We start from the raw sequence: 22,773 nt of genomic DNA, 5'->3' as shown, positions 1-22,773 counted from the left end.
CTGGAGTTCACGGAGGTCTTTCGTCGCTGGGGGCGGGCGCACGTCCGGCGCCTCCACCCCGGATTCGAGGTCGCAGAACTCTACACCCGGACGGGGCCGCGGCGCGCGTCGCCCTCGGGTCAGCCCGCCGCGGCGAGCTCCTCGCGCAGGGCCGCGACGAACGCGTCGACGTCCTCCTCCGTGGTGTCGAAGCTGCACACCCAGCGGACCTCGCCCGTCGCGGGGTCCCAGTCGTAGAACCGGAAGGACCGGCGCAGCCGGTCCGCGACGCCGGCCGGCAGGGTCGCGAAGACCGCGTTGACGTCGGTGTTCTGGGTCAGCGCCACCCCGGGGAGGGAGCCGTCCGCGATGCCGGCCGTCACGGCGTCGCTGAGGCGCCGGGCCATGGCGTTCGCGTGGCCGGCGATCCGCAGGTGCAGGTCCCCGTCGAAGAGCGCGATCAGCTGCGCCGAGACGAAGCGCATCTTGGACGCGAGCTGCATCTGGTGCTTGCGCAGGTAGGCCAGGCCCTGCACGGCGTCCGGGTTCAGCACCACGATCGCCTCCGCGGCGAGCGCCCCGTTCTTGCTGCCGCCCAGGGAGAGCACGTCCACGCCGGCGTCCGTGGTGAACGCACGCAGCGGCAGGTCGAGCGCGGCCGCGGCGTTGGCGATCCGCGCCCCGTCCAGGAACACCGTCATGCCGCGCGCGTGCGCGTGCTCGGTGATCGCGCGGATCTCCTCCGGCGTGTACAGGGTGCCGAGCTCGGTGGACTGCGTGATCGCGACGACGAGGGGCTGGGCCCGGTGCTCGTCCCCCCATCCCCACGCCTCGGCGTCGATCAGCTCCGGGGTGAGCTTGCCGTCCAGGGTGGACACGGGCAGGAGCTTGATCCCGGCGGCCTTCTCCGGCGCGCCGCCCTCGTCCACGTGGATGTGGGCGGTGTCCGCGCAGACCACCGCGCCCCAGCGCGGCAGCATGGACTCCAGGGCGACGACGTTCGCGCCCGTCCCGTTGAACATCGGCCAGGCCTGCGCCTGCTCGCCGAAGTGCCCGCGGACCACCTCCTGCAGCCGGGCGGTGTAGGCGTCCTCGCCGTAGGCGGTCTGGTGGCCGCCGTTGGCCTCGGCGATCGCCGCGAGGACCTCCGGGTGCACCCCGGAGTAGTTGTCCGAGGCGAACCCGCGGCTCTCGGCGTCGTGGATCCTCTGCATGTCGGTCCCCTTCCGGTGGGTGGTCATCGTGCGACGCGCCTCAGGCGTCCGCGGCGCGGATGCCGGCCGTGGAGACGATGACGCCCCGCATCTTCTTCTCGAGCGCCTCGAAGAACATGGAGAGCGGGAACTCGTCGTCGAGCACGAGGTCGGTGAGCCCCTTCGGCGGGCCCGCCAGCACGTCCTGGGGGAGGCCCTGCGCCCACGCCGAGGCCGGATGCGGGGCCACCACGGACGCGACCAGCTCGTGGGCCTTGAGCCAGTGCACGGTCTTGGGGCGGTCGATGGACTCCCAGTACAGCCGGTCGATCGCGTCGCCGAGCGCGACGACGGCCGGCGCCAGGCCCTCCCAGTCCACGCTGAGCTTCACGTCCCGCCACTCCACCACGTGCCGGCGGTGGAGCCACGCGAAGAGCAGCTGGCCGCCGAGGCCGTCGTAGTTGCGCACGCGGGAGCCGGTGAGCGCGAAGCGGAAGACGCGGTCGAAGAGCACGGCGTAGTGCACGAGCTTCGCGTGACGCAGGGTCGCCTGCTCCGTCTCGCTCAGGTCCTCCCCGGCCTCCGCGCGGGCGGTGAGGGCCTGCTCGATCCGGACGCACTCGCGGAACGCGGTCAAGTCACAGCGCATCTCCTCGAGCGTGTAGAGGAAGAACGGCATGCGCTGCTTGATCATGAACGGGTCGAAGGGCAGGTCGCCGCGCATGTGCGTGCGGTCGTGGATGAGGTCCCACATGACGAACGTCCTCTCGGCGAGGTCCTGGTCCGCCACGAGCTCCGCGGCGTCGGCGGGCAGGTCCAGCTTCGTGATGTCCGCGGCCGCGGCGACGACGCGGCGGAAGCGGGCCGCCTCGCGGTCCTGGAAGATCGCGCCCCACGTGAACGTGGGGCTCTCGCGCATCGCCACGGTCTCGGGGAACAGCACCGCTGAGTTCGTGTCGTAGCCCGGCGTGAAGTCGATCAGCCGCAGGGACAGGAAGAGCTTGTTGCCGTGGTCGCCGGCCTCGAGGTCCGCGATGAACTCCGGCCAGATGGCATCCACGATCAGGGCCTCGACGTGTCGGTCGGGCGAGCCGTTCTGGGTGTACATCGGGAAGACCACGAGGTGACGGATGCCGTCCACGCGGTGCTCCTGCGGCTGGAACGCCACGAGGGAGTCCAGGAAGTCGGGCACGCCGAAGCCGTCCGCCTCCCAGCGCGCGACGTCGCGGGGCAGGGCGGCGAGGTAGGCGGCGTCGTGCGGGAAGAGCGGGGCCAGCGTGGCGACGGCGGCGGTGATCACGGCGACGTGGTCGCGGGCGGCGGGGTGGTCGACGGGGTCAGGCACCGAGCCGTCCTCGGCCTGGTGTCCCTGGAGTGCCGTGGCGGCCGCCTTGAGTCGCAGCCAGGCCGGGTGGGACTCGGCGTGGCGGGCGTCCTCGACGACCTCCGGCTCGCCGATGATGGCCTGCTCCGTGGGCAGAGAAGTGGTCATGAACGCCTCCTGTCGCTGTGTCGCCGGTAAATCTCCTGTGATCCGCGTGCCACCCTCGCCCAGCTCTCGGAGCGGGTCGGCCTCTCCTCGTCCGCGGTGCAAGCGCGGCTGCGCAAGCTCGAGGGGAGCGGGGTGATCACCGGATACCGGGCGCTGCTGGACCCCGAGGCGGTCGGCAAGCCGCTCGCGGCCTTCACCGAGATCACGCCACTGGACCCCCGGCAGCCCGACGACGCGCCGCAGCTCCTGGAGGGGGTCGCCGCGATCGAGGCCTGCCACTCCGTGGCCGGGGACGCGGCGTACATGCTGTTCGTCCGGGTGGGCTCGCCACGCGAGCTCGAGGCGCTCGTCAACGAGATCCGCCACGTGGCCTCCGTGAACACGCGGACCACCGTGGTGCTGCAGACCTTCTACGAGCACCGCCCGATGCTGCCCCTCGAGGAGCCCGGCCCGGTGCGCTGACGCACGGGCCCCGGTGGCTCAGAGGAACTCGAGCGGATCGAACTCGGCGACGTCGATGACGCGCAGGCGCGGCAAGGACGAGTCGAACGCCTCGACCTTGTACTCGAGGTCGAAGAACTCCACGCCCGGGATGGCCCGCAGGATGCCGGAGAGGAACTCCTCGAAGCCGATGATGCCGGTGCGGCGGCCCGGGGTGGAGGCCAGGTCGGCCAGCTGCGGGGCGAAGTCGGCGTCGTGGCTGACGAGGACGACGTCGTCCTCGCGTGCCTGGAGCGCGGCCATGGTCTTCTGGATGCCGAGGTCCACGACCTTGCCCTCGCCGCGCAGCATGATCGGCTGGTAGCCGAGTGCGGTGAGCGCCTGCACGAAGGGGATCGGGATCTCGCCGTCGATGGCGAGGAAGAACAGGCCCTTGACGGGCTGGTTCCAGTGGTCCTGCATGAAGTGAAGCAGGCGCTTCCAGCGCGGCCGCTCGTCGGACTGGGGGCGCCGCTGGAGGATGGACGTGCCGAGGGTCGCGTCGATGTTCTCGCCGTCGACCAGCAGGTAGGTGGTTCGCTCGCTCACGGTCTCGAGGCTACCCCGCGGGGCGGACGCGGTCCGCGGGGCGGTGGCGGTGGCGGGGTGGAACTCGACGGCGGGCGTCTCGAGCGAGCCCGCGGGAAGGTCGGCGCGGCGGGCCATCAGCGGCCGCCGATCCGGTCCGTCACGAGGCGCGCCACGCCCTCGATCGGGCCCGCCCGCCAGGGCCGCGACCGCACGTACGTGCGCCACAGCAGGGGCAGCGCGACCGCGCCGAGGATCAGCACGACCACGTTGAACCACGTGTCGTCCGCGCCGCCGGGCGTGCGCCACGGGCCCGGCCCCGCCAGGTGCGCCACCCACCCGAGGTAGGCGTGGTGCGCCACGTACACGGACAGGGTCATCGCTCCCGGGATGGAGAATAGCTCGGTGGCGGGGTTCGCGTGGTTCGGCACGACGGCGGCGCACAGTCCCAGCACCAGCAGCACCAGGCCGGTGTCCACGAGGACCTCGGGCACGGTGCCGGAGTACGGGACGGGCATCGCACCGGTCCTCGCGCGGGAGGACGCGAGGACGACGCCGGCCAGGGCCGCCCCGCCGACCGCCCACCACACCGCGTCCACGCGCATGCGGCGGGCCGGGTCCTCGCGGGTCCCGTGCAGGGTGCGCAGGACGACCGCTCCGAGCAGCGCCCACGCGAGCAGCAGGGGCAGGCGGTAGGGCGCGTCGGTGAGCATCGTGGCCACGCCCGTCGCGAGGCGGTCCGCGGGCAGGCCCACCGCGTCGGCCAGCGGCAGGAGTGCGGCGACGGCCGCCGTCGTGCCCTGGGCCACGAGGGCGACGCCGCCGGACGCCGAGAGGAGGGCGAGGACGAGCTGCGCGGCGAGCGGGAGCGCGGCGAGCAGGCCCGTGAGGAGGGCGACGACGGCGAGGTGCGGCAGGATGTCGTGCACCTGGGCGCCGAAGAACCCGACGAGCCAGGAGCACGCCGCGAGGACGAGCGCCCGGATGACCGCGCGGGCCGCCGCGCGGCCGATGCCCAGGTGCTGGACCTCGAGGCGGGCGGAGACGCCCACGAGCGCCGCGAACAGGGCCGCCGTGAGGTGCTCGGTGAGGTTCAGGACACCGCCGGGGCCGCCGGTGGGCGCGGTGTGGGCGAGCATCATCGAGATCAGCGCGAGGCAGCGGGCGACGTCGACCCAGATCAAGCGGTGGTGGACGGGGCGCGAGGACGGCCCGGCCCGGCCACGCGAGCGGGACGAGGTGCGGGGCACGGAGGGCTCCTGAAGACGGGGACGAGGTGGGTCCAGTCTAGGAAGCACCCTCGTCGCCGTCGGACTCGCAACGGGAGGTTTCCGGGCGCCCGCTACCCTGACCCCGTGACCCGCCGAACCGTGCCGTCCTCAGGCCCGTCGCCGTCCCCGCGTGCCCGTCCCGCGCGCTCCCTGCGTGCGCCCCGGCCAACGCCCCGTCCCGCCCCCGCCTACCTCGCGGACTCCCTGCCCGGCCGTGTCGGCCGGCCCCTCGGCTTCGCGCACCGCGGCGCCGGGAACGAGCGGGAGAACTCGCTGGCGGCGTTCCAGTCGGCCTGTGATGCGGGCTTCGCCTACCTCGAGCTGGACGTGCGCACCACGAAGGACGGCGTGCTCGTGGTCTTCCACGACGAGACCCTGGACCGCGTCACCACCGGCCGCGGCCGGATCTCCGACGTCACGTGGGAGCAGCTCCACTCCGTCATGGTCGGCGGCGAGCCGCTCCTGCGCTTCGCCGACCTCCTCACCGCACTCCCCGAGGCCCGCCTCAATGTGGACCTCAAGGACCGCGCGGCCGCCCCCGCCATGGCCCACCTGCTCGCCGAGCACGAGGCGTGGGACCGCGTGCTCGTCGCGTCCTTCCACGACTCCCGCCGCCGCCTCTTCCGGCGTTCTCTCACCGCCCTCGGCCACGCCGAGCGCGCGCACGGCCCGCACCGCATCGCGACGTCGGGCGGGGCCGCCGCCATCGCCGCGCTCGTCCTGCTCGGCCCGCTTGGCCTCACGGGGTGGCTGCGCCGCCACGCCCTCGACATCGACTGCGTGCAGGTGCCGATCCGGCACGGGCGCATCCGGGTGGTGACGGCCGACTTCGTGCGCCGCTGTCACGCTGCGGGCCTGCCCGTGCACGTGTGGGTCGTGGACGAGGCCGAGGAGATCGAGCGGCTCCTGGACCTCGGCGTCGACGGCGTCATGACCGACCGTGCCGACGTCCTCGCGGAGGTCTTCACGCGCCGCGGCCTCTGGCCGCAGCGCTGAGCCTCACCGGCGCGGCGTCAGCACCAGCTCGACGCCGGCCCGCGTCAGGGTGAGCGCGCCGTCCTCCGCCTCGTCCACGGCCACCGGGCCGTCGAAGAGCCGACGCACCGCCTCGGACGCCGAGGCGGTCTCGTCCTCGGGCAGGCACGCGACGGCCGGCTGGCCCTCGCTCGGGTGCGCCTGCCACCCGTCCGGCATCACGCTCAGGACGTCCACGCGCGGCTGCCCGCACAGTTCCCGAGCGGTGAACGTGAACGGCGCGCCCGTGTCGACGTCCACGCTCGTCCACGGACCCGTCGCCACGGGGCGCCCGTCCCAGGCCAGGGACGTCACCGCGTGGGGCTGCGTGCCGACCGGCAGATCGCCGCCCCGGCCCCGAGCCGCGCCGGGCGCGGCGAGGTCGGAGGCGGAGATGCGCGACGGCGTCGCCCCGCTCGGGGACCCGGCGCCGGCACCCTCCGATGACCCTCCCGACGTCGGACCGGCACCGCACCCGGTGACGGCGAGGAGGCCCGTCATCACCAGGGCCGGCGGCAGGCGGCGCAGCCGGCTGTCCATGTCAGAGCATCTTCGGGATCATCTTGCGCTTCATCCAGCCGTACGGCGGGTACGCGGTCTTGAGCGTGTCCACCTGGTCCGACTTCGTGATGGACGGGCGCAGGTGGGAGAACGTCTCGAAGCCCGCCTGCCCGTGATACGCGCCCATCCCGGAGGATCCGATGCCGCCGAAGGGCAGCGTGGTGATGCCGGCGTGCAGCAGGGCGACGTCGTAGCCGAGGCCGCCGGCCTGGACCTGCTCGTCGAACGCGCGGTGCAGGCGCGGGCGGTCCGTGAAGAGGTACGCCGCGAGGGGGTGCGGGCGGTCGGCGATGAAGTCCAGCGCGTCCTGGAACGCCCCCACCTTCAGCACGGGCAGGACGGGGCCGAACAGCTCCTCCTGCATGAGCGCGCCGTCCGGCTGCACGCCCGTGACCACGGTGGGCGCCATGTAGCGCGCGGCCGGGTCGACCTCGCCGCCCACGAGCACCTCGGCGCCGGCAGCCACGTCCTTCTCCACCATGTCCGCGAGGCGCTGGGCGTGCTCGGCGGAGATGAGGCGGCCGTAGTCCTTGGACTCGCGCGGCTCCGCGCCGTAGAACTCGCGGATCGCCTTCGGCAGCTCGGCCACCACCTGCGCGTGGGCCTCCTCGCCCACGGCGAGGATGTAGTCCGGGGCCACGCACGTCTGGCCCGCGTTGGTGAACTTGGCCCACGCGAGGCGGCGGGCCATCGCCCCCGTGTTGCGCGCGGGCGTCACCACCGCCGGGGACTTCCCGCCCAGCTCCAGCGTGACGGGGGAGAGCGTCTTGGCCGCGGCCTCGTACACGATCCGCCCCACGCGCTCGCCGCCCGTGTAGAGGATGTGGTCCCACGGCTCCGCGAGCAGCGCGGTGTTGCAGTCCCTGCCGCCGGCCACCACGGAGATCAGCGCGGAGTCCAGGTACTGAGGCAGCAGCTCCTGCAGGGCACGGGCCGTGGCGGGCGCCTTCTCCGAGGGGCTGATGACCACGGCGTTGCCCGCCGCCAGCGCGCCCACCAGCGGGGCGAGCGTGAGCTGCACGGGGTAGTTCCACGCGCCGATGATCAGCACGAGCCCCTTGGGCCGTGGCCGCACCTCGGCGCTCGCGGGCTGCAGGGTCAGCGGCAGCTTTGCGGGCCGCGGCTCCATCCACTCGCTCAGGTGCAGGATCGCGTGGTCCACCTCCGAGCGCACCGAGATCACCTCGGTCATCAGCGCCTCCGTGGGCGCCTTGCCGAGGTCCTCGCCCAGGGCGTTCACGAACCGCTCCTGCTGCTCCGTGAGCATCCGCTTCAGCCCGCGCAGCTGGTGCAGGCGCACGGTGCGGGGGTGGGCGGCGCGCAGGCGGGCGGCGGCGCGCAGCCTCCCGACGGCGGCGTGCGGCTCCTCGGGTCGGGTGCCGGCAGGCATGATCGGCAGGGCCTCGGTGGGCAGCGGCTCGCGCAGGGGCTCGGCGGTCTCCTCCTCGGGCTCGTCCTCGCCGAGGTCCCAGCCGACGTCCGCGGCCAGGCCCTCCGGGAGGGCCCCGGCCGTCGTCAGGAGGGCCGGGGTGCCGGTCGCCGCTGCGTCGTCCGCGGTGTCCGCGGTGTCCGTGACGTTGCCGTCGTGGGGGGAGGCGGCGTCGGTGCGGGTCGTGTCCGGCTCCTCGCTCGCGTGGCGGGGACGGGGCTGCTCGGGGGTGCCGTTGCTCATGGAGCCCACGCTACCCAGGCGGGCTGGGCGGCGGCAGGGTGCGCCTCCGCGCTCAGCCGATGACGCCGTCCACCAGCCGCTGCGCGTCCTGCTGCACCTGCGCCAGGTGCTCCTCGCCCAGGAAGGACTCCGCGTAGATCTTGTAGACGTCCTCGGTGCCGGAGGGGCGCGCGGCGAACCACGCGTTCTGCGTGACCACCTTGAGCCCGCCGATCGCCGCCCCGTTGCCCGGGGCGGTCGTGAGGGCGTGGAGGATCTGCTCGCCGCCCACGGTCTCGGCGGTGATGTCGTCCGCGGTGAGCTCCTTGAGGCGGGCCTTCTGCTCGGCGGTGGCCGGGGCGTCGATGCGCGCGTAGGCCGGGGCGCCGTGCAGGGCCACGAGGTCCCGGTAGCGCTCGGACGGGGACTGGCCCGTGACCGCGATGATCTCCGCGGCCAGCAGGCACAGCAGGAGGCCGTCCTTGTCCGTGGACCAGGCGTCGCCGTCGAAGGTCACGAAGGACGCGCCCGCGGACTCCTCGCCGCCGAACACGCCCGTGCCGGTCAGCAGGCCGGGCACGAACCACTTGAAGCCCACCGGCACCTCCACGAGGTCGCGCCCGAGGTCGCGCGCCACGCGGTCGATCATCGACGAGGAGACGAGGGTCTTCCCGACGCCGGCGTCCTGCGGCCACCCCTTCCGGCTGCGGTAGAGGTAGTCGATGGCCACCGCGAGGAAGTGGTTGGGGTTCATCAGCCCGCCGTCGGGGGTGACGATGCCGTGACGGTCCGCGTCGGCGTCGTTGCCGGTGGCGACGTCGAAGGGGGCCACCCCGTCCGCGTCCGGGGTCATGCGCTCGATGAGCGAGGCCATCGCGTGGGGGGAGGAGCAGTCCATGCGGACCTTGCCGTCCCAGTCCAGCGTCATGAAGCCGAACCGCGGGTCCACCTCCGGGTTCACCACGGTCAGGTCCAGCCTGTGCCGCTTGCCGATCTCGCCCCAGTACGCCACCGACGCGCCGCCCATGGGGTCCGCGCCGATCCGCACGCCGGCCTCGCGGATCGCCTCGAGGTCGATCACCTCGGGCAGGTCCGTGACGTAGCGGTCCAGGAAGTCGAACTCGCCCAGCTTCGGATGGCCGGCGACCTCGTCCGCACCCACGCGGCGCACGCCGTCGAGGCCCGCGGCGAGCAGCTCGTTCGCGCGGTTCGCGATCCAGGACGTGGCCTCGGTGTCCGCGGGGCCGCCGTGCGGAGGGTTGTACTTGAAGCCGCCGTCGGCGGGCGGGTTGTGGGAGGGCGTGATGACCAGCCCGTCCACGAGACCGGTGTTGTCCCCGTCGGCGGAGAAGCCCGCCGGCGTGAGGTCGCGGCCCTCGTTGAGGTGCAGGATCGCGTGGGAGACGGCCGGGGTCGGCGTGTAGCCGCCGCGCGCGTCCACGAGCACCTCGACGTCGTTGCCGAGCAGCACCTGCACCGCGGTGTCCTGCGCGGGCTCGGAGAGGGCGTGGGTGTCACGGCCGACGAGGACGGCGCCCGTGATGCCCTTCTCTGCGCGGTACTCGACCACGGCCTGCGTGATCGCCGCGATGTGGTCGTCGTTGAAGGAGGTCTTGAACGCGGAGCCGCGGTGGCCGGAGGTGCCGAAGACGACCTTCTGCGCCGGGTCGGACGGGTCCGGGTGGCCCGTGCGGTAGGCCTCGAGGAGGGCCTCGACGTCGATCAGGTCCTCCGGCAGTGCGGGGGTGCCAGGGCGCTGGGAGGCGGGGACGGGAGCGGCGTTCTCGGTCATGCCCCTCACCTTGGCACGCGCGGGTGAGCGGGGGAAGAACTCGCGGTTGCCGCACGGTCCTGGCCTGACGCACCCGCCCCCCACGACGACGGGCGCCCACCCGCGAGGGTGAGCGCCCGTCGTCGTCCGGCCAGGACCTCGGCGCGTCCGGGCGTCCGAGGCCCAGGGGCGTCAGCCCTGGTTCGTGGACTCCTTGGCGGCGCGGCGCGCGTCGAAGCGGTCCGCGTCCATGACCGTGGCCCACGCGGCCACGAAGTCGCGCACGAACTTCTCCTTGGCGTCGTCGGCGGCGTACACCTCGGACAGGGTGCGCAGCTCGGAGTTGGAGCCGAACACGAGGTCGTCACGGGTGCCGAAGAGCTCCTTGCCCTCGGCGGTCACACCGCGGTACCGGCCCTCGGCCACCTTCTCCCACTGCGTGTCGATGTCCGTGATCGCGGTGAGGAAGTCCTGGGACAGGACGCCCACGTTCTCCGTCCACACGCCGTCCTTCGAGCCCGCGGGCACGGCGCCCAGCACGCGCAGGCCGGCCACGAGCACCGTCATCTCCGGGGCGGAGAGGCCGATCAGGTTGGCGCGGTCCACGAGCGCGAACTCGGACGGGAACTGCTTGGACGGGCGCGGATCCCAGTTGCGGAAGCCGTCCACCTTGGGCTCCATGTGGCGGAAGGACTCCACGTCCGTCTGCTCCTGGGTCGCGTCGCCGCGGCCCGGGGTGAAGGGCACGGAGACGGGCACGCCGCCATCGGCGGCCGCCTTCTCCACGGCCCAGTTGCCCGCGATCACGAGGGTGTCGGCGAAGGAGACGCCGGTCTGCTCGGCGATCTGCTCCAGCTTCGCGATGACCGGGCCGATCACGGCCGGCTCGTTGACCTCCCACGAGCGCTGCGGCTCGAGGCGGATGCGGCCGCCGTTCGCGCCGCCGCGCTTGTCCGAGGAGCGGAAGGAGGAGGCCGCGGCCCACGCGGTCTTCACGAGCTCCGTCACGGACAGGCCGGAGCCGGCCACGGCGTCCTTGACGGCCTGGACCTCGGCGTCGCCGGGGACCGTCGCCGGGGCGGTGACCGGGTCCATCCACACGAGCTCCTCGGCGGGCACCTCGGGGCCGTAGTGGCGGGCGATCGGGCCCATGTCACGGTGGGTCAGCTTGAACCACGCGCGGGCGTAGGCGTCCTGGAACGCGCCGAAGTCGTCCTTGAAGCGCTGGGAGATCTCGCCGAACACGGGATCGAAGCGCAGGGCCAGGTCCGAGGTCAGCATGCGGGGCTCGCGGCGGCCCCGGAAGTCGGACTCGGGCACCATGTCGGAGCCGCCGCCGTTGACGGGGCGCCACTGCTTGGCGCCGGCCGGGGACTCCATGAGCTCCCACTCGTACGCGTAGAGGATGTGGAAGAACTCGTTGTCCCAGCGGGTGGGGTGGTAGGTCCAGGTGACCTCGAGGCCGGACGTGATGGTGTCGCGGCCCTTGCCCTCGCCGTAGGCGTTCTTCCAGCCCAGGCCCATCTGCTCGATGTCCGCGGCCTCGGGCTCGGCGCCGATGTTGCCCTCCACGGGGCCGGCGCCGTGGGTCTTGCCGAAGGTGTGGCCGCCGCCGATCAGCGCGACGGTCTCCTCGGCGCTCATGCCCATGCGGGAGAACGTCTCGTGGATGTCCTTGGCGGACTTCAGCGGGTCAGGCTCGCCCTCGGGGCCCTCTGGGTTCACGTAGATCAGGCCCATCTCGACGGCCGCGAGCGGGTTGTCCAGCTCGCGGTCGCCCTTGTAGCGCTCGGCGCCGCCGTTGGTCCACTCGGTCTCGGGGCCCCAGTAGACGTCGTCCGCGGGCTCGTAGGCGTCGATGCGGCCGCCGGAGAAGCCGAAGGTGGGCATGCCCATGACCTCGTGGGCCACGGTGCCGGCCAGGACGATCAGGTCGGCCCAGGAGAGGGACTGGCCGTACTTCTTCTTGACCGGCCACAGGAGGCGGCGGGCCTTGTCCAGGGAGGCGTTGTCCGGCCAGGAGTTCAGGGGCGCGAAGCGCTGCTGGCCCTCGCCGGCGCCGCCGCGGCCGTCGGTCACGCGGTAGGTGCCCGCGGAGTGCCAGGCCATGCGGATCATGAACGGGCCGTAGTTGCCGAAGTCGGCCGGCCACCAGTCCTTGGAGGTGGTGAGCACCTCGGCGATGGTCGCCTTCACCTCGGCGAGGTCGAGCTTCTCGAACGCGGCCGGGTAGTCGAAGCCGCCGTCCTCGGGGCGCTGGACCGGCTGGTCCTTCGCGAGGATCTTCAGGTTCAGGCGGTTCGGCCACCACTGCTGGTTGGCGTCGCCGGAGGTCGGGTGCGCCAGCGGGGCGCCGTGCGCGACGGGGCACTTGCCCTCGGCGGCGTCCGACTGCGGGTTCCTGGCCGCGGCGTCGGTGGCCGTGTCCGGGCCGTCGGCGTCGTGGCGGGGCACGGTGGGCTGGCCGACGGCGACCGTGTCGTTCATCTCGCCGACGGTGGTGCTCTCCTCGCCGTGCGGGAGGTTCTTCTCTTCAGCGCTCATGGCGTGATCCTTTCGGGGACGGAAGGTGGGGTCGCGGGATGGATGGGGGGCTCAGGGGGCCGCGGCGGACGACGACGGCGGGGCCGCCTCGTCCTGCCCGTCGCGGCACGCGGGGCACAGGCCCCAGTAGTAGACCTCGGCCTCGTCGATGAGGAACCCGTGGTCCGACTGCGCCTGCAGGCACGGGGCGGACCCGGTGTGGCACGGCACGTCGACCACGGCGCCGCACCCGCGGCACACGAGGTGGTGGTGGTTGTCATGGCGGCGGATCTCGTAGCGCGCGGCGGAGCCGGCGGGCTGGATCGAGTGGACGAGCCCGGCCTCGGTGAGCGCGTGGAGGCAGTCGTAGACCGCCTGGTGCGAGACGGAGGGCAGGACCTCCCGCGCCGCGGTCAGGACGGCGGCCGCGTCCGCGTGCGGGTGGGAGCGCAGGGCGCTCAGCACCGCGAGCCGTGGGCGCGTCACACGCAGCCCGGCGTCGCGCAGGAGCGCGTTCTCGGGGAGCGGGGCTGTCGACGACGGGCGCATGGGCCCCATGTCACCGCCTTTTCTGGAACTTGTCAAGAAAGCGCCCCTGCCGCGTCCGTCTCCGCGTGTGACGCCCCGGCCCCGGGCCGTTCCCCCGCTCCGGGGCCGCTCGCTAGGGTGAACGCCCAGTGCGGCACCGCGGCCGTACGCGGAAGAAAGGCCCCGTCATGAGCGCACCCGAGCCCGTCCGGCTCCCCCTGGTCTCCGGGGAGCGGCCGTCGACACGGGGAGCGCGGGGGCCGCTCCCCACGGGCGCCCGCGTGCTTCCCCGCGACGACGCCGCCTTCCTCTCGACTGCTGCGGCCTGCGGGGGCGACGTCGCCCCGATGGTGGCGCTGCTGAGGGAGGGCGCGGCCGACGGCGACGCCCCTCTCGACCTCCCGCTGACCGGCGAGGGCGCCACCCGCGAGCAGTGGGAGCTGCTCGCCTCCGTGGCCGCGCAGGACCTCTCCGCCGCCCGGGTGCTCGAGCCCCACCTGGACGCGCTCTCGATCCTGTCCCAGGCCGGCGTCCCCGCCCCGGAGGGCATGCTCGGCGTCTACGCGTCCGAGTCGGGCGGGCAGACCCCGACGGTGCGCCGCACCGCCGACGGCTGGCGCCTCGACGGCGAGAAGCCCTGGTGCTCTCTCGCAGACGAGTGCTCCCACGCGGTCGTCACCGCGAAGGACGGCGACGGCGTGCGCCACGCCCTCCTCGTGGACCTCGGCGATCCCGGTGTGACGGCGGCCGACGCCGCGTGGCCCGCCCTCGGCCTGGCCCCCATCACCACCGTCGGCCTGCGCTTCGCGGACGTCCCCGGCGAGCCCGTCGGCAAGGACGAGTGGTACCTGACCCGCCCGGGCTTCGCGTGGGGCGGCATCGGGGTGGCCGCGGTGTGGTTCGGCGGGGCCGTCGGCATCGCGCGCACCCTGCGGGACTCCCTGCGGCGGCGGGCGGCGGGCGCGGGCTCCGGCCCGGACCAGGTCGGCGAGGCCGCGCTCGGCCGGGTCGACCGCCTCCTGCACGCGATGGGCACCCTCCTCGCGCGCGCGGCCGCCGACGTGGACGCGGGGCGCCTCGACCACGGGGACGGCATGCTCGAGGCCGACCGCATCCGCGGCACCGTGACGCAGCTGTGCACGGAGGTGCTCGACGTCGTCGGGCAGGCCACCGGTCCCGGCCCGCTCACGGGGAACGCGCGGCACGCGCGGGCCGTGGCGGACCTGCAGGTCTACCTGCGCCAGCACCACGGCCACCGCGACGACGCACGCCTCGGCCGGGCCCTGCTGGAGCGCGGGGACGCTCGGGACGCGGCGCCGGTCCCCACCACCGACGGTGCGTGGGCCTGGTGAGCTTCTCCCACCTGGACGCCGGCACCTCCGAGGACGCCTGGGCCGCGGGGGGCATCGCCGAGCTGCCCGCCCTGACCCCGCCGGACTGGACCCCGCGCACCCTGCTGCTGGTCGCCGTCGCGCATCCGGACGACGAGACGCTCGGCGCCACCGGCCTGATCCGCGCGGCGCTGCGGGGAGGGGCCGGCGTGCGCGTGCTCGTGGCCACCGCGGGCGAGGCCTCCCACCCGGACTCGCCGACCCACACGCCGGAGGACCTCGTCCGGATCCGCCGCGGGGAGATGGACCACGCGATGGACGCGCTCGCGGCCGGCACCGGCCCGGACGGCGGGGACCGCCGCGAGGCGCTGACCTGGGCCTCGCTCGGCCTGCCCGACTCCGGCGTCGCGGACCACGCGGACGCGGTGCGGGAGGCGGTCGTCGCGGCGATCGAGGAGCACCTCCGTGCGCACCCGGACGGCGCCGTCGTCCTCGCCTCCCATGACCCCGGGGACGGGCACGCGGACCACGAGGCGGTGGGCGCCGTCGTCGCGGACCTGGCCGGCGAGCGCGACCTGCCGCTGTGCGCGTTCCCCATCTGGTTCTGGCACTGGGGCGACCCCGCGGACCTGCCCGCGCGCCGCTACCGGCGGCTGCCCCTCACCGATGAGGACCGGGCGGCCCGCCGCGCCTCCCTCGCCGCGCACGCCTCCCAGGTGGCGCCGCTGTCCGAGGCGCCCGGCGACGAGGCCATCCTCGGCCCGAACGTCCTGGCCCACCACGAGCGGCCCTTCGAGGTGCACCGCTACTCCGGCCCCGAGGACGCCGACGCCGGCCGCGCCGCGGCCGTGTTCGACCGGCTGTACCGGGAGCACGCGGACCCGTGGCGGTACCTCAGCTCCCCCTACGAGGCCCGCAAGCGCGCGCTCACCCTCGCGATGCTGACCCGCCCGCGGTACCGCACCGTGGTGGAGGCGGGCGCGTCGATCGGCGTGCTCACCGCGCAGGTGGCCGAGCGGGCGGAGCGCGTGGTGGGGCTCGAGGCCTCTCCGGTGGCGGTGGAGCGGGCGGCCGAGCGGCTCGCGAGCCTGCCCGATGCCGAGGTGCGCCGCGCGGTGCTGCCGGGGGAGTGGCCCGCGGACGCGGCCGGGGCCGACCTCGTGATCGCCTCGGAGATCGGCTACTTCCTGCAGCCCGAGGAGTTGGACGCCATGCTCGACCGCGTGGCCGAGGACCTCGCCCCCGGCGGGGAGCTGCTGCTGTGCCACTGGCGCCACCCGATCCAGGGCTGGCCCCTCGACGGGGACACGGTGCACGCCCGCGTGGCCGCCGACCCGCGTTGGCGCCTGCATGCCGAGCACACCGAGGACGACTTCCGGATCAGCCTCCACGTGCGCGCGGCCGCGGCCACCCACGCCGTGGTCGTGGTGCCGGCTCGGAACGAGGAGGCCCTGCTGCCCGGCTGCCTCGCGGCGCTGAGCACGGCCATGGACCGCTGGGAGCAGCACCACGCACAGGGCTCCGTGGCCGTCGTCGTGGCGGCGGACGGGTGCGAGGACGCCACCGTGTCGGTCGCCGAGCGCGCCCGCCACGCGGACCCGCGTCTCCACGTGCTCGAGCTCGGCGACGGCGAGGGCGGCGTCGGCCGGGCCCGCAGGGCCGCGGCGGGGCACGCGCGCGGCCTCTTCCCGGACGTGCCCGCGGAGCGCCTCTGGCTCGCCTCCACGGACGCGGACTCGCGCGTCCCCGCCGACTGGCTCCTCGCCCAGACGACGACGGCGGGCGAGCGGGAGGCCCTCGTGCTCGGGACCGTGGACGTCGAGCTGGAGGCAGGCGGCGCGGGCTCCGGTGAGGGCTCCGGAGCGGCGGAGGGCGCCGCCGGCACCGCCCGCCACGCCGCGCTCGAGGCCTGGCGGGCCGCCTACCGCCACGGCGAGGGGCACCCCCACGTGCACGGCGCCAACCTGGGCCTGCCGTGGTCCCTCTACGAGGCCGCGGGCGGCTTCCCGGCCGTCCCCGAGCACGAGGACGTGGAGCTCACCGGGGCGGTGCGGGCACTCGGTGAGGAGCGGGTGATCGCCACGGACCGCGCGCGCGTCTGCACCTCGGCCCGCCTGGTGGGCCGCACCCCCGGAGGGTTCTCCGGGTTCCTGCGGGAGGCGGGCGGGGAGTGAGCGGGCCCAGGGCGCATCGGCCTGGAGCGCCTGTCCGGCGCGCCTGCCCTTCAGCTGGGCGCAGTACTGCCAGGCAACCCCCGAGGTTGCCTGGCAGTACTGCGCCCAGCTCGCGCGGAGGCGGGTCCGGTGGGGCAGGTTCGGCAGCGCGGTGACCGGCGGGCGGGTCCGGTGGCCAGTGACCGGGCCTGGGTCGCGTGAGGCCCTGCCGACTAGACTGGTGACATGACCGAGCCGAACGCCCAGCCCGACCCGCACCGCGCTCCCGCGTCCCAGCCGAGCTGGTACGGGAGCGGTTCCGCCGACGGCGCGAACGGGTCGAGCGCCGCCGGCTGGCCGGACGCCTCCGGCACGCGTGGGCCGGAGACCACCGCGCCCGGACCGTACGGCCGGGGCGGCGACGGCGCATCCCCGGGTGCCCACGGGACCGCCCCGGGGTCCTACGGCGCGTACGGCGGCGGCATGTCCGCCTACACGTACGGCGGCCAGCCCCTCGCACCGGGGCAGACCGCGGGCACAGGGCTGTCCGTGTCCTCCATGATTCTCGGCATCGTGTCCCTGGTCGGCGGCGTCATGCTGTTCTTCCCGCCCATCGTGGGCGTGGTGCTGGGCCACATGGGCCTCAAGCGGGAGCCCAACGGCCGCGGCATGGCCATCGCGGGGCTGGTGATGAACTACATCTCCCTCGCGCTGCTGGCGCTGCTCGTCGTGGGGTTCATCCTCCTGATCGTGGTGATGGGCATGTCCATGGACGCCGTGTACAACGACGCCGTCCAGGGCCTGGACGCCTGATCACCGGAGACCGCGGGGCCCCGCTCACCCCGCCAGCAGCAGCTCCAGGTGCGCCGCCAGCTGCAGCAGGGCCCCCTCGGTGCCTGCCCGGCCGATGAGCTGCACGGACCAGCTCAGGCCGTCGTCGTCGGTGAGCACGGGCACGGACACCGCGGGCAGGCCCATCACGTTGACCATGGACGTGTAGGGGGTGAAGGCGCACTGCGCCGCGTAGTTCTCCTCCGGCGCCATGGCGAGGAAGTGCCCCACGAGGGGCGGCGCCGTGGCCAGCACGGGCGTCATCACGACGTCCACGTCCGAGAACTGCGCGCGCATCCCGTGCGCCCACTCCTCCAGGCGCGCGACGGCGGCGCTGATCTCCTCGGCGCCCGTCGCCCGCGCGGAGCGCAGGAACGAGGCCGCGACGGCGCCCAGGTGCACCTCGGCGCCGTCGGGCAGGGGCGCCTCGAGCAGGCCCGAGGTCCACGCCGTGCGGAAGTCCCGGTGGTAGTCCTCGCCGTAGTAGGGGCTGAACTGCTCCACGCGGTGGCCGCCGCCGCCCAGGGCGGCCGCGGCACGGGTGAGGGCGGCGATCGCGGGGCGGGCCAGCGTGATCTCCACGTCCGGGCTGAAGGGCGAGGCCATGGTCACCCCGATCCGCCGGGGGTCCCCGCGCTCGCCCGCGCTCGCCCGCTCCACGGTGCTGCGCACGTCCGTCAGGGCGCGGCCGGCGAAGCCCTCCGTGCCGGCGAGGACGTCGAAGAGCAGGGCCGCGTCCGCCGCGGTGTGGGCGAGGGGGCCGGCCACGGTGAGGTTGCGGACGGTGTCCTCCGACCGGTCCGTGGGCAGCGTGCCACGGCCCGGCTTGAGGCCCACGAGCCCGCAGGCCGCGGCGGGGATGCGCACCGAGCCGCCGCCGTCGGAGCCGGGGGCGAACGGCAGGATCCCGGCGGCCACCGCCGCGGCCGAGCCGCCCGAGGAGCCGCCGGGCGTGCGCGCCGGGTCCAGGGGGTTGCGGGCGGGGGCGTCCACGAGGTTCTCCGAGTACGAGTCGAGGCCGAACTCGGGGACCGTGGTCGTGCCGAGGGTCACGGTCCCCGCGAAGCCGAGGCGGGCCACGAGCGGGTCGTCCTCGGCGGCGGGCGGGGCGTCGGCCAGCAGGGCGGAGCCCTGCCGCGTGGGCAGCCCGGCCACGTCGACCAGGTCCTTGAACGCCACCGGCAGGCCGTGGAGGGAGGCGGGGACGACGTCGTCGCCCGCTGCGCGCCGGGCGTCCGCGCCGGAGCCGGCGGCGTGCGAGCCGCGGCGCGCGGACTCGGCGTCGAGCGCGTCCGCCCGGGCGAGAGCGCGCTCCTCGTCCAGGACCACGAACGCGCCGAGGTCGGCGTTCGCGTGGGCGGCGTCGAGCGCGGCCCGGGTGACCTCGCGCGCGGACAGCTCGCGTGCGGCCAGCGCGTCCCGCAGCTCCACGGCGGAGCGGTCGAGGAGTCGGGCGGTGCGGGCGGCGGAGTTCTCCATGGGGACGAGGGTAGCCAGCCTTGTGGTGTCCGGGCGCCGCCGTAGGGTGGAGCCATGAGCAACTTCGAGACCGTGACCGTGGACCAGATCCCCGCCGACGCCCCCATCCTGGACGTGCGTGAGGACGACGAGTGGGCCCTGGGGCGCGCCGCCGGCGCCCAGCACATCCCGCTGGGCCAGCTGCCGGACCGCCTGGAGGAGCTGGACCCGGACACCGACTACCACGTGATCTGCCGCACGGGCGGCCGTTCCGCGCGCGCCGCGGAGTTCCTCGTGGGCCGCGGCTACTCGGCGATCAATGTGGCCGGCGGCTCGGGCGCGTGGCTCGAGGCCGGCAAGCCCATGGAGGCCGACGGCGACGCCGAGCCGACCGTCAAGTGAGCCCTGAGCGTCCCCGCTACGCCTTCCTGGGCCCCGAGGGCACCTTCACGGAGGCGGCGCTCCGCCGGGTCGCGGATGAGGAGGGCTCGGAGTTCGTGCCCGCCGCGTCGGTGATCTCGGCCCTGGCCGCGGTCCGGGCCGGCGAGGTGGACCGGGCGATGGTGCCCATCGAGAACTCGGTCGAGGGCGGCGTCTCCGCCACCCTGGACGACATCGCCCTGGGCGACGAGCTGCAGATCCTGGCCGAGGTGCTCGTCCCCATCAGCTTCGTGCTCGTGGGGCGGCCCGGGATCACGGGGCTCGGGGACGTCCGCCGCATCACCACGCACCCGCACGCGTGGGCCCAGGTGCGGGGGTGGGCGGAGGCGACCCTGCCCGCGGCGGAGTTCACCCCCGCCTCCTCCACCGCCGCGGGCGCGCGCCTGCTGCTGGAGGGCGCGGCCTTCGACGCCGCCGTGTGCGCACCGCTCGTGGCCGAGCAGACCGGTCTGCCCGTGCTCGCGGAGCGGGTCGAGGACGTGACGGGCGCCGTGACGCGCTTCGTGCTCGTCTCCCGGCCCGGCTCACTGCCCGCGCCCACCGGCTCGGACAAGACCACCCTCACGGTGCCGCTGCCGAACGACCACCCGGGTGCGCTGCGGGAGATCCTCGACCAGTTCGCGACGCGCGGAGTCAACCTCTCGCGCATCGAGTCCCGGCCCACGGGCACGGGGCTGGGCCAGTACTTCTTCTCGATCGACCTCGAGGGGCACCTCGCCGAGGAGCGCGTGGGGGCGGCGCTGGCCGCCCTGCACCGGATCTTCCCGGGCGTGCGGTTCCTCGGCTCCTACCCGCGGGCCGAGCACCGGGCCGCCGTCGTGGCGCCGCACACCTCGGACGAGGCCTATCGGGCCGGCCGGGAGTGGGTCGAGGGGCTGCGCGGGCGCTGACCCGGGTCCTCGACGCCGAGGCCGGCTCGTCCGCCGGCTCACTCCACCGAGGCGCGCTCCTCGTTCCCGATCATCACGGTGAGCGTGTCCGGCTGGACGCGGGCGTCGATGGCCACGACGTCGCCGGTCGCGTCGCCGTCGAGCTGGGAGGGCATCGGCTCGGCGAGGCGGATCGAGACCCGCGTGGCCTGCTCCGTCTCGAGCACGGGGATGGGTCGCTTCGAGCGGACCAGGGTCTTGGCGGCGATCCGTGCCCAGTCGAGGGCGTGCTTCGGGGAGAGGACCACCACGTCCAGCAGGCCGTCGTCGAGCTTGGCCTCCGGCAGCAGCTCCAGGCCGCCCGTGAGCATGCCGCAGTTGGCCACCATCACGCTGCGCACCTTGAAGCGCTTGGTCGTGCCGCCGTCGAGGGTGACGGTGACCTCGTGGCGCGCGCCGCCCAGGTGGCGAAGCCCCGCCTCGCTGTAGGCGAGCCACCCCGCCCTGCTCTTCAGGTCGTCGCGGGTGTCGCCCATGATGTCCGCGTCGTAGCCGGCGCCGGCGATCACCGTGAACGTGTTCCGGCGCTGACCGCCGTCCGCGTCCGTGAGGCGGATGTCCACCGTGTCGATCACGCGGCGGCGCCCGTGGAGGGCGATGCGGATGCACTCCTCGAGGTCGTTGATCGGCAGGTCGAGGTTGCGGGCCAGCAGGTTGCCCGTGCCCATCGGGACCACGCCCAGCGGGATGCCGGAGCCGGTGAGCTCCTCCGCCACGAGCCGCACCGTGCCGTCGCCGCCGGCCACGATCACGAGCCCGACGCCCGCCTCGATCGCGTCCCGGGCCATCTGGGTGCCGGCGTCGTCCTCCGCCGTCTCCAGCACGAGCGCCTCGCCGAACCCGTAGTGCCGCACGGCGTCCATCACCTTGCCGCGGACCTGCTCCGCGTCGTTCTTCACGGGGTTGAGGATCAGCGCCACCTCGTGGGAGGGCGCCGCGGCCTCCTCGGTGGCGACGACGCGCTCCCGCAGCTCCTCGACACGGGCGGCCAGGGACTGGCGGTCCGCGCGCAGGGCGGCGATCTCGCGGTCGCGGCGCCGGCCGGAGACCACGTGGCCGATCACGACGACGGCCAGGGCCACCACCGCGACGAGGGCGAGGACGGCCAGGATCAGTTCGAGGGGCATGCGGCCAGTCTAGAGGGGCGCGGGTTCGCTAGTCTGGGCGGGTGATCGACGTCAAGGACCTCATCGAGCAGCCCGAGAAGTACCGCGCCTCCCAGGAGGCCCGTGGGGCGGACGCGTCCCTCGTGGACCGCCTCCTCGAGGCGGACGCCGCGCGGCGCTCCGCGATCACCCGCTTCGAGGAGCTGCGCGCCCGGCAGAAGGCGTTCGGCAAGCAGGTGGCGCAGGCCCAGGGCGAGGAGAAGCAGGCCCTGCTCGCCGAGGTGAAGGACCTCGCCGCGCAGGTGAAGGCGGCGGAGGTGGCCTCCGGTGAGGCTGAGGCGCAGGTGGCCGACCTGCAGCGGGGCTTCCCCAACCTCATCGTGGAGGGCATCCCGGCCGGCGGCGAGGACGACTTCGAGGTGCTCAAGGAGGTCGGCACGCCGCGCGACTTCGCGGCGGACGGCTTCGAGCCCCGGGACCACCTCGAGCTCGGCGAGCTGCTCGGCGCGATCGACATGGAGCGCGGTGCGAAGGTCTCCGGTGCCCGCTTCAGCTTCCTCAAGGGCGTGGGCGCCCGCCTCGAGCTGGGCATCATGCGGATGGGCCTGGACCTGGCGATCGAGAACGGGTTCGTGCCCGTCATCCCGCCCACGCTCGTGCGCCCCGAGACCATGCAGGGCACCGGCTTCGACGTGCAGCACGACGACGAGATCTACCGCCTCGAGCGGGACGACCTCTACCTCGTGGGCACCTCCGAGGTCGCCCTGGCCGGCTACCACGCGGACGAGATCATGGATCTCTCCGAGGGGCCCGTGCGCTACGCCGGCTGGTCCACGTGCTACCGCCGCGAGGCCGGCTCGGCCGGCAAGGACACCCGCGGCATCATCCGCGTGCACCAGTTCAACAAGCTCGAGATGTTCGTCTACACCACGCAGGAGGAGGCCGAGGCGGAGCACGCCCGCCTGCTCGCGTGGGAGGAGCAGATGCTCGCGGCCGTCGAGGTCCCCTACCGCGTGATCGACACCGCCGCCGGCGACCTCGGCCTCTCCGCCGCCCGCAAGTTCGACTGCGAGGCGTGGGTCCCCACGCAGGGCACCTACCGAGAGCTGACCTCCACCTCGAACTGCACCACGTTCCAGGCGCGCCGCCTCAACATCCGCGAGCGGATGAAGAATGACGACGGCGCCAAGGGCGGCACCCGCGTGGTCGCCACGCTCAACGGCACGCTGGCCACCACGCGGTGGATCGTCGCGATCCTGGAGAACCACCAGAACGCGGACGGCTCCGTGACCGTGCCGGAGGCGCTGCGCCCCTACGTGGGCGGGCTGGAGCGGTTCGAGGTCCTCTGACCCCGTGCCCCGTTACCTTTCTCGTGGCTCCTCCATCGATCAGGATGAGCAGGTGCCGGCCAGCCGGTCCTCGGCATGATCGTTGCCCCCAGTCGACTGCATGATCCGGGGGGTGTTGTCACCGAGGACCGGTCTGGTGACCACGGATCGCTAATAGAGGCGCGAGCCCCTCACCGGGGCCCTT

Annotated in this window: 19 protein-coding genes; 8 read left to right on the top strand and 11 right to left on the bottom strand. The window is 74.3% G+C overall.

All coding sequences use genetic code 11. From position 1 onward, the window contains the following. Positions 1-119: 119 nt before the first annotated feature. A complete protein-coding gene (locus tag KZX60_RS06570; protein WP_248116657.1) occupies positions 120-1,193 on the bottom strand; it encodes a beta-eliminating lyase-related protein in 1,074 nt (357 codons plus the stop codon). Positions 1,194-1,233: 40 nt separating this feature from the next. After that, positions 1,234-2,664 carry a DUF6421 family protein gene (locus KZX60_RS06565; protein WP_248116656.1) on the bottom strand — a complete coding sequence of 477 codons (1,431 nt, stop codon included), beginning with the start codon at positions 2,662-2,664 and terminating at the stop codon, positions 1,234-1,236. A gap of 30 nt (positions 2,665-2,694) precedes the next feature. Here KZX60_RS06565 and KZX60_RS06560 point away from each other — a divergent pair, with 30 nt between their 5' ends. After that, the gene (locus KZX60_RS06560) at positions 2,695-3,126 is read left to right on the top strand and encodes an Lrp/AsnC family transcriptional regulator (protein ID WP_248116818.1); all 432 of its coding nucleotides are present in this window, start codon (positions 2,695-2,697) and stop codon (positions 3,124-3,126) included. 18 nt (positions 3,127-3,144) lie between these two features. On the opposite strand, the gene KZX60_RS06555 is transcribed toward KZX60_RS06560, so the two are convergent. Then, a complete protein-coding gene (locus tag KZX60_RS06555; RefSeq protein WP_248116655.1) occupies positions 3,145-3,693 on the bottom strand; it encodes an NYN domain-containing protein in 549 nt (182 codons plus the stop codon). Between the two features lie 116 nt (positions 3,694-3,809). Further along, a complete protein-coding gene (locus KZX60_RS06550) occupies positions 3,810-4,922 on the bottom strand; it encodes a hypothetical protein (protein WP_248116654.1) in 1,113 nt (370 codons plus the stop codon). Positions 4,923-5,093: 171 nt separating this feature from the next. On the opposite strand from KZX60_RS06550, the gene KZX60_RS06545 reads away from it, so the two are divergent. Next, positions 5,094-5,939 (top strand): glycerophosphodiester phosphodiesterase, encoded by an 846-nt coding sequence (locus tag KZX60_RS06545; protein ID WP_248116816.1) that lies wholly within the window; start codon positions 5,094-5,096, stop codon positions 5,937-5,939. Positions 5,940-5,942: 3 nt separating this feature from the next. Here KZX60_RS06545 and KZX60_RS06540 read toward each other — a convergent pair whose 3' ends face one another. The 5 genes from KZX60_RS06540 to KZX60_RS06520 all read right to left on the bottom strand — a co-directional run bounded on the left by KZX60_RS06540 (position 5,943) and on the right by KZX60_RS06520 (position 13,012). After that, on the bottom strand, positions 5,943-6,497 hold the full coding sequence (locus tag KZX60_RS06540) for a hypothetical protein (protein ID WP_248116653.1): 555 nt from the start codon (positions 6,495-6,497) through the stop codon (positions 5,943-5,945). Between the two features lies 1 nt (position 6,498). After that, positions 6,499-8,190 (bottom strand): aldehyde dehydrogenase family protein, encoded by a 1,692-nt coding sequence (locus KZX60_RS06535; RefSeq protein ID WP_248116652.1) that lies wholly within the window; start codon positions 8,188-8,190, stop codon positions 6,499-6,501. Between the two features lie 52 nt (positions 8,191-8,242). After that, positions 8,243-9,961, bottom strand: coding sequence for a phosphoglucomutase (alpha-D-glucose-1,6-bisphosphate-dependent) (pgm, locus tag KZX60_RS06530; RefSeq protein ID WP_248116651.1), 1,719 nt, complete (start codon positions 9,959-9,961; stop codon positions 8,243-8,245). 171 nt (positions 9,962-10,132) lie between these two features. Then, a complete protein-coding gene (gene katG, locus KZX60_RS06525) occupies positions 10,133-12,484 on the bottom strand; it encodes a catalase/peroxidase HPI (RefSeq protein ID WP_248116650.1) in 2,352 nt (783 codons plus the stop codon). A 51-nt stretch (positions 12,485-12,535) separates the two neighbouring features. Next, positions 12,536-13,012, bottom strand: a complete 477-nt coding sequence (locus KZX60_RS06520) for a Fur family transcriptional regulator (protein ID WP_248116648.1) — start codon at positions 13,010-13,012, stop codon at positions 12,536-12,538. Positions 13,013-13,179: 167 nt separating this feature from the next. On the opposite strand from KZX60_RS06520, the gene KZX60_RS06515 reads away from it, so the two are divergent. The 3 genes from KZX60_RS06515 to KZX60_RS06505 all read left to right on the top strand — a co-directional run bounded on the left by KZX60_RS06515 (position 13,180) and on the right by KZX60_RS06505 (position 17,288). Then, complete coding sequence (locus KZX60_RS06515) at positions 13,180-14,343, top strand: acyl-CoA dehydrogenase family protein (protein WP_248116646.1); 1,164 nt, start codon at positions 13,180-13,182, stop codon at positions 14,341-14,343. Then, a complete protein-coding gene (locus tag KZX60_RS06510) occupies positions 14,340-16,496 on the top strand; it encodes a PIG-L family deacetylase (protein WP_248116644.1) in 2,157 nt (718 codons plus the stop codon). Before KZX60_RS06515 ends, KZX60_RS06510 begins: the two co-directional genes overlap by 4 nt. A 225-nt stretch (positions 16,497-16,721) precedes the next feature. Then, positions 16,722-17,288 (top strand): DUF4190 domain-containing protein, encoded by a 567-nt coding sequence (locus KZX60_RS06505; protein WP_248116643.1) that lies wholly within the window; start codon positions 16,722-16,724, stop codon positions 17,286-17,288. Positions 17,289-17,312: 24 nt separating this feature from the next. Here the strand turns inward: KZX60_RS06505 and KZX60_RS06500 are convergent, their stop codons facing one another. Then, positions 17,313-18,785, bottom strand: coding sequence for an amidase (locus tag KZX60_RS06500; RefSeq protein ID WP_248116641.1), 1,473 nt, complete (start codon positions 18,783-18,785; stop codon positions 17,313-17,315). Positions 18,786-18,839: 54 nt separating this feature from the next. On the opposite strand from KZX60_RS06500, the gene KZX60_RS06495 reads away from it, so the two are divergent. After that, entirely contained in the window at positions 18,840-19,166 is a 327-nt protein-coding gene (locus KZX60_RS06495; protein ID WP_248116639.1) for a rhodanese-like domain-containing protein, read from the top strand. Then, positions 19,163-20,095, top strand: coding sequence for a prephenate dehydratase (pheA, locus tag KZX60_RS06490; protein WP_248116637.1), 933 nt, complete (start codon positions 19,163-19,165; stop codon positions 20,093-20,095). Before KZX60_RS06495 ends, pheA begins: the two co-directional genes overlap by 4 nt. 38 nt (positions 20,096-20,133) lie before the next feature. Here pheA and KZX60_RS06485 read toward each other — a convergent pair whose 3' ends face one another. Continuing rightward, positions 20,134-21,261 carry a diacylglycerol kinase family protein gene (locus tag KZX60_RS06485; protein WP_248116635.1) on the bottom strand — a complete coding sequence of 376 codons (1,128 nt, stop codon included), beginning with the start codon at positions 21,259-21,261 and terminating at the stop codon, positions 20,134-20,136. 41 nt (positions 21,262-21,302) lie between these two features. On the opposite strand from KZX60_RS06485, the gene serS reads away from it, so the two are divergent. Continuing rightward, a complete protein-coding gene (gene serS, locus KZX60_RS06480) occupies positions 21,303-22,589 on the top strand; it encodes a serine--tRNA ligase (protein ID WP_248116632.1) in 1,287 nt (428 codons plus the stop codon). Positions 22,590-22,773 lie beyond the last annotated feature (184 nt).

Source organism: Micrococcus sp. EYE_212 (assembly GCF_023147585.1).
Taxonomy (GTDB): Bacteria; Actinomycetota; Actinomycetes; order Actinomycetales; family Micrococcaceae; genus Micrococcus.
Note: the sequence above shows the minus strand (reverse complement) of the source record. Positions and strands in the feature narration are given on the sequence as shown.

Bases quoted from the DNA above. Each gene is read 5' to 3' on its own strand.
- KZX60_RS06485 (WP_248116635.1), bottom strand. From the start codon at position 21,261: ATGCCCCTCGAACTGATCCTGGCCGTCCTCGCCCTCGTCGCGGTGGTG.
- katG (WP_248116650.1), bottom strand. From the start codon at position 12,484: ATGAGCGCTGAAGAGAAGAACCTCCCGCACGGCGAGGAGAGCACCACC.
- KZX60_RS06495 (WP_248116639.1), top strand. From the start codon at position 18,840: ATGAGCAACTTCGAGACCGTGACCGTGGACCAGATCCCCGCCGACGCC.
- KZX60_RS06505 (WP_248116643.1), top strand. From the start codon at position 16,722: ATGACCGAGCCGAACGCCCAGCCCGACCCGCACCGCGCTCCCGCGTCC.
- KZX60_RS06515 (WP_248116646.1), top strand. From the start codon at position 13,180: ATGAGCGCACCCGAGCCCGTCCGGCTCCCCCTGGTCTCCGGGGAGCGG.
- KZX60_RS06570 (WP_248116657.1), bottom strand. From the start codon at position 1,193: ATGCAGAGGATCCACGACGCCGAGAGCCGCGGGTTCGCCTCGGACAAC.
- pgm (WP_248116651.1), bottom strand. From the start codon at position 9,961: ATGACCGAGAACGCCGCTCCCGTCCCCGCCTCCCAGCGCCCTGGCACC.
- KZX60_RS06520 (WP_248116648.1), bottom strand. From the start codon at position 13,012: ATGCGCCCGTCGTCGACAGCCCCGCTCCCCGAGAACGCGCTCCTGCGC.
- KZX60_RS06565 (WP_248116656.1), bottom strand. From the start codon at position 2,664: ATGACCACTTCTCTGCCCACGGAGCAGGCCATCATCGGCGAGCCGGAG.
- KZX60_RS06535 (WP_248116652.1), bottom strand. From the start codon at position 8,190: ATGAGCAACGGCACCCCCGAGCAGCCCCGTCCCCGCCACGCGAGCGAG.
- KZX60_RS06500 (WP_248116641.1), bottom strand. From the start codon at position 18,785: ATGGAGAACTCCGCCGCCCGCACCGCCCGACTCCTCGACCGCTCCGCC.
- KZX60_RS06540 (WP_248116653.1), bottom strand. From the start codon at position 6,497: ATGGACAGCCGGCTGCGCCGCCTGCCGCCGGCCCTGGTGATGACGGGC.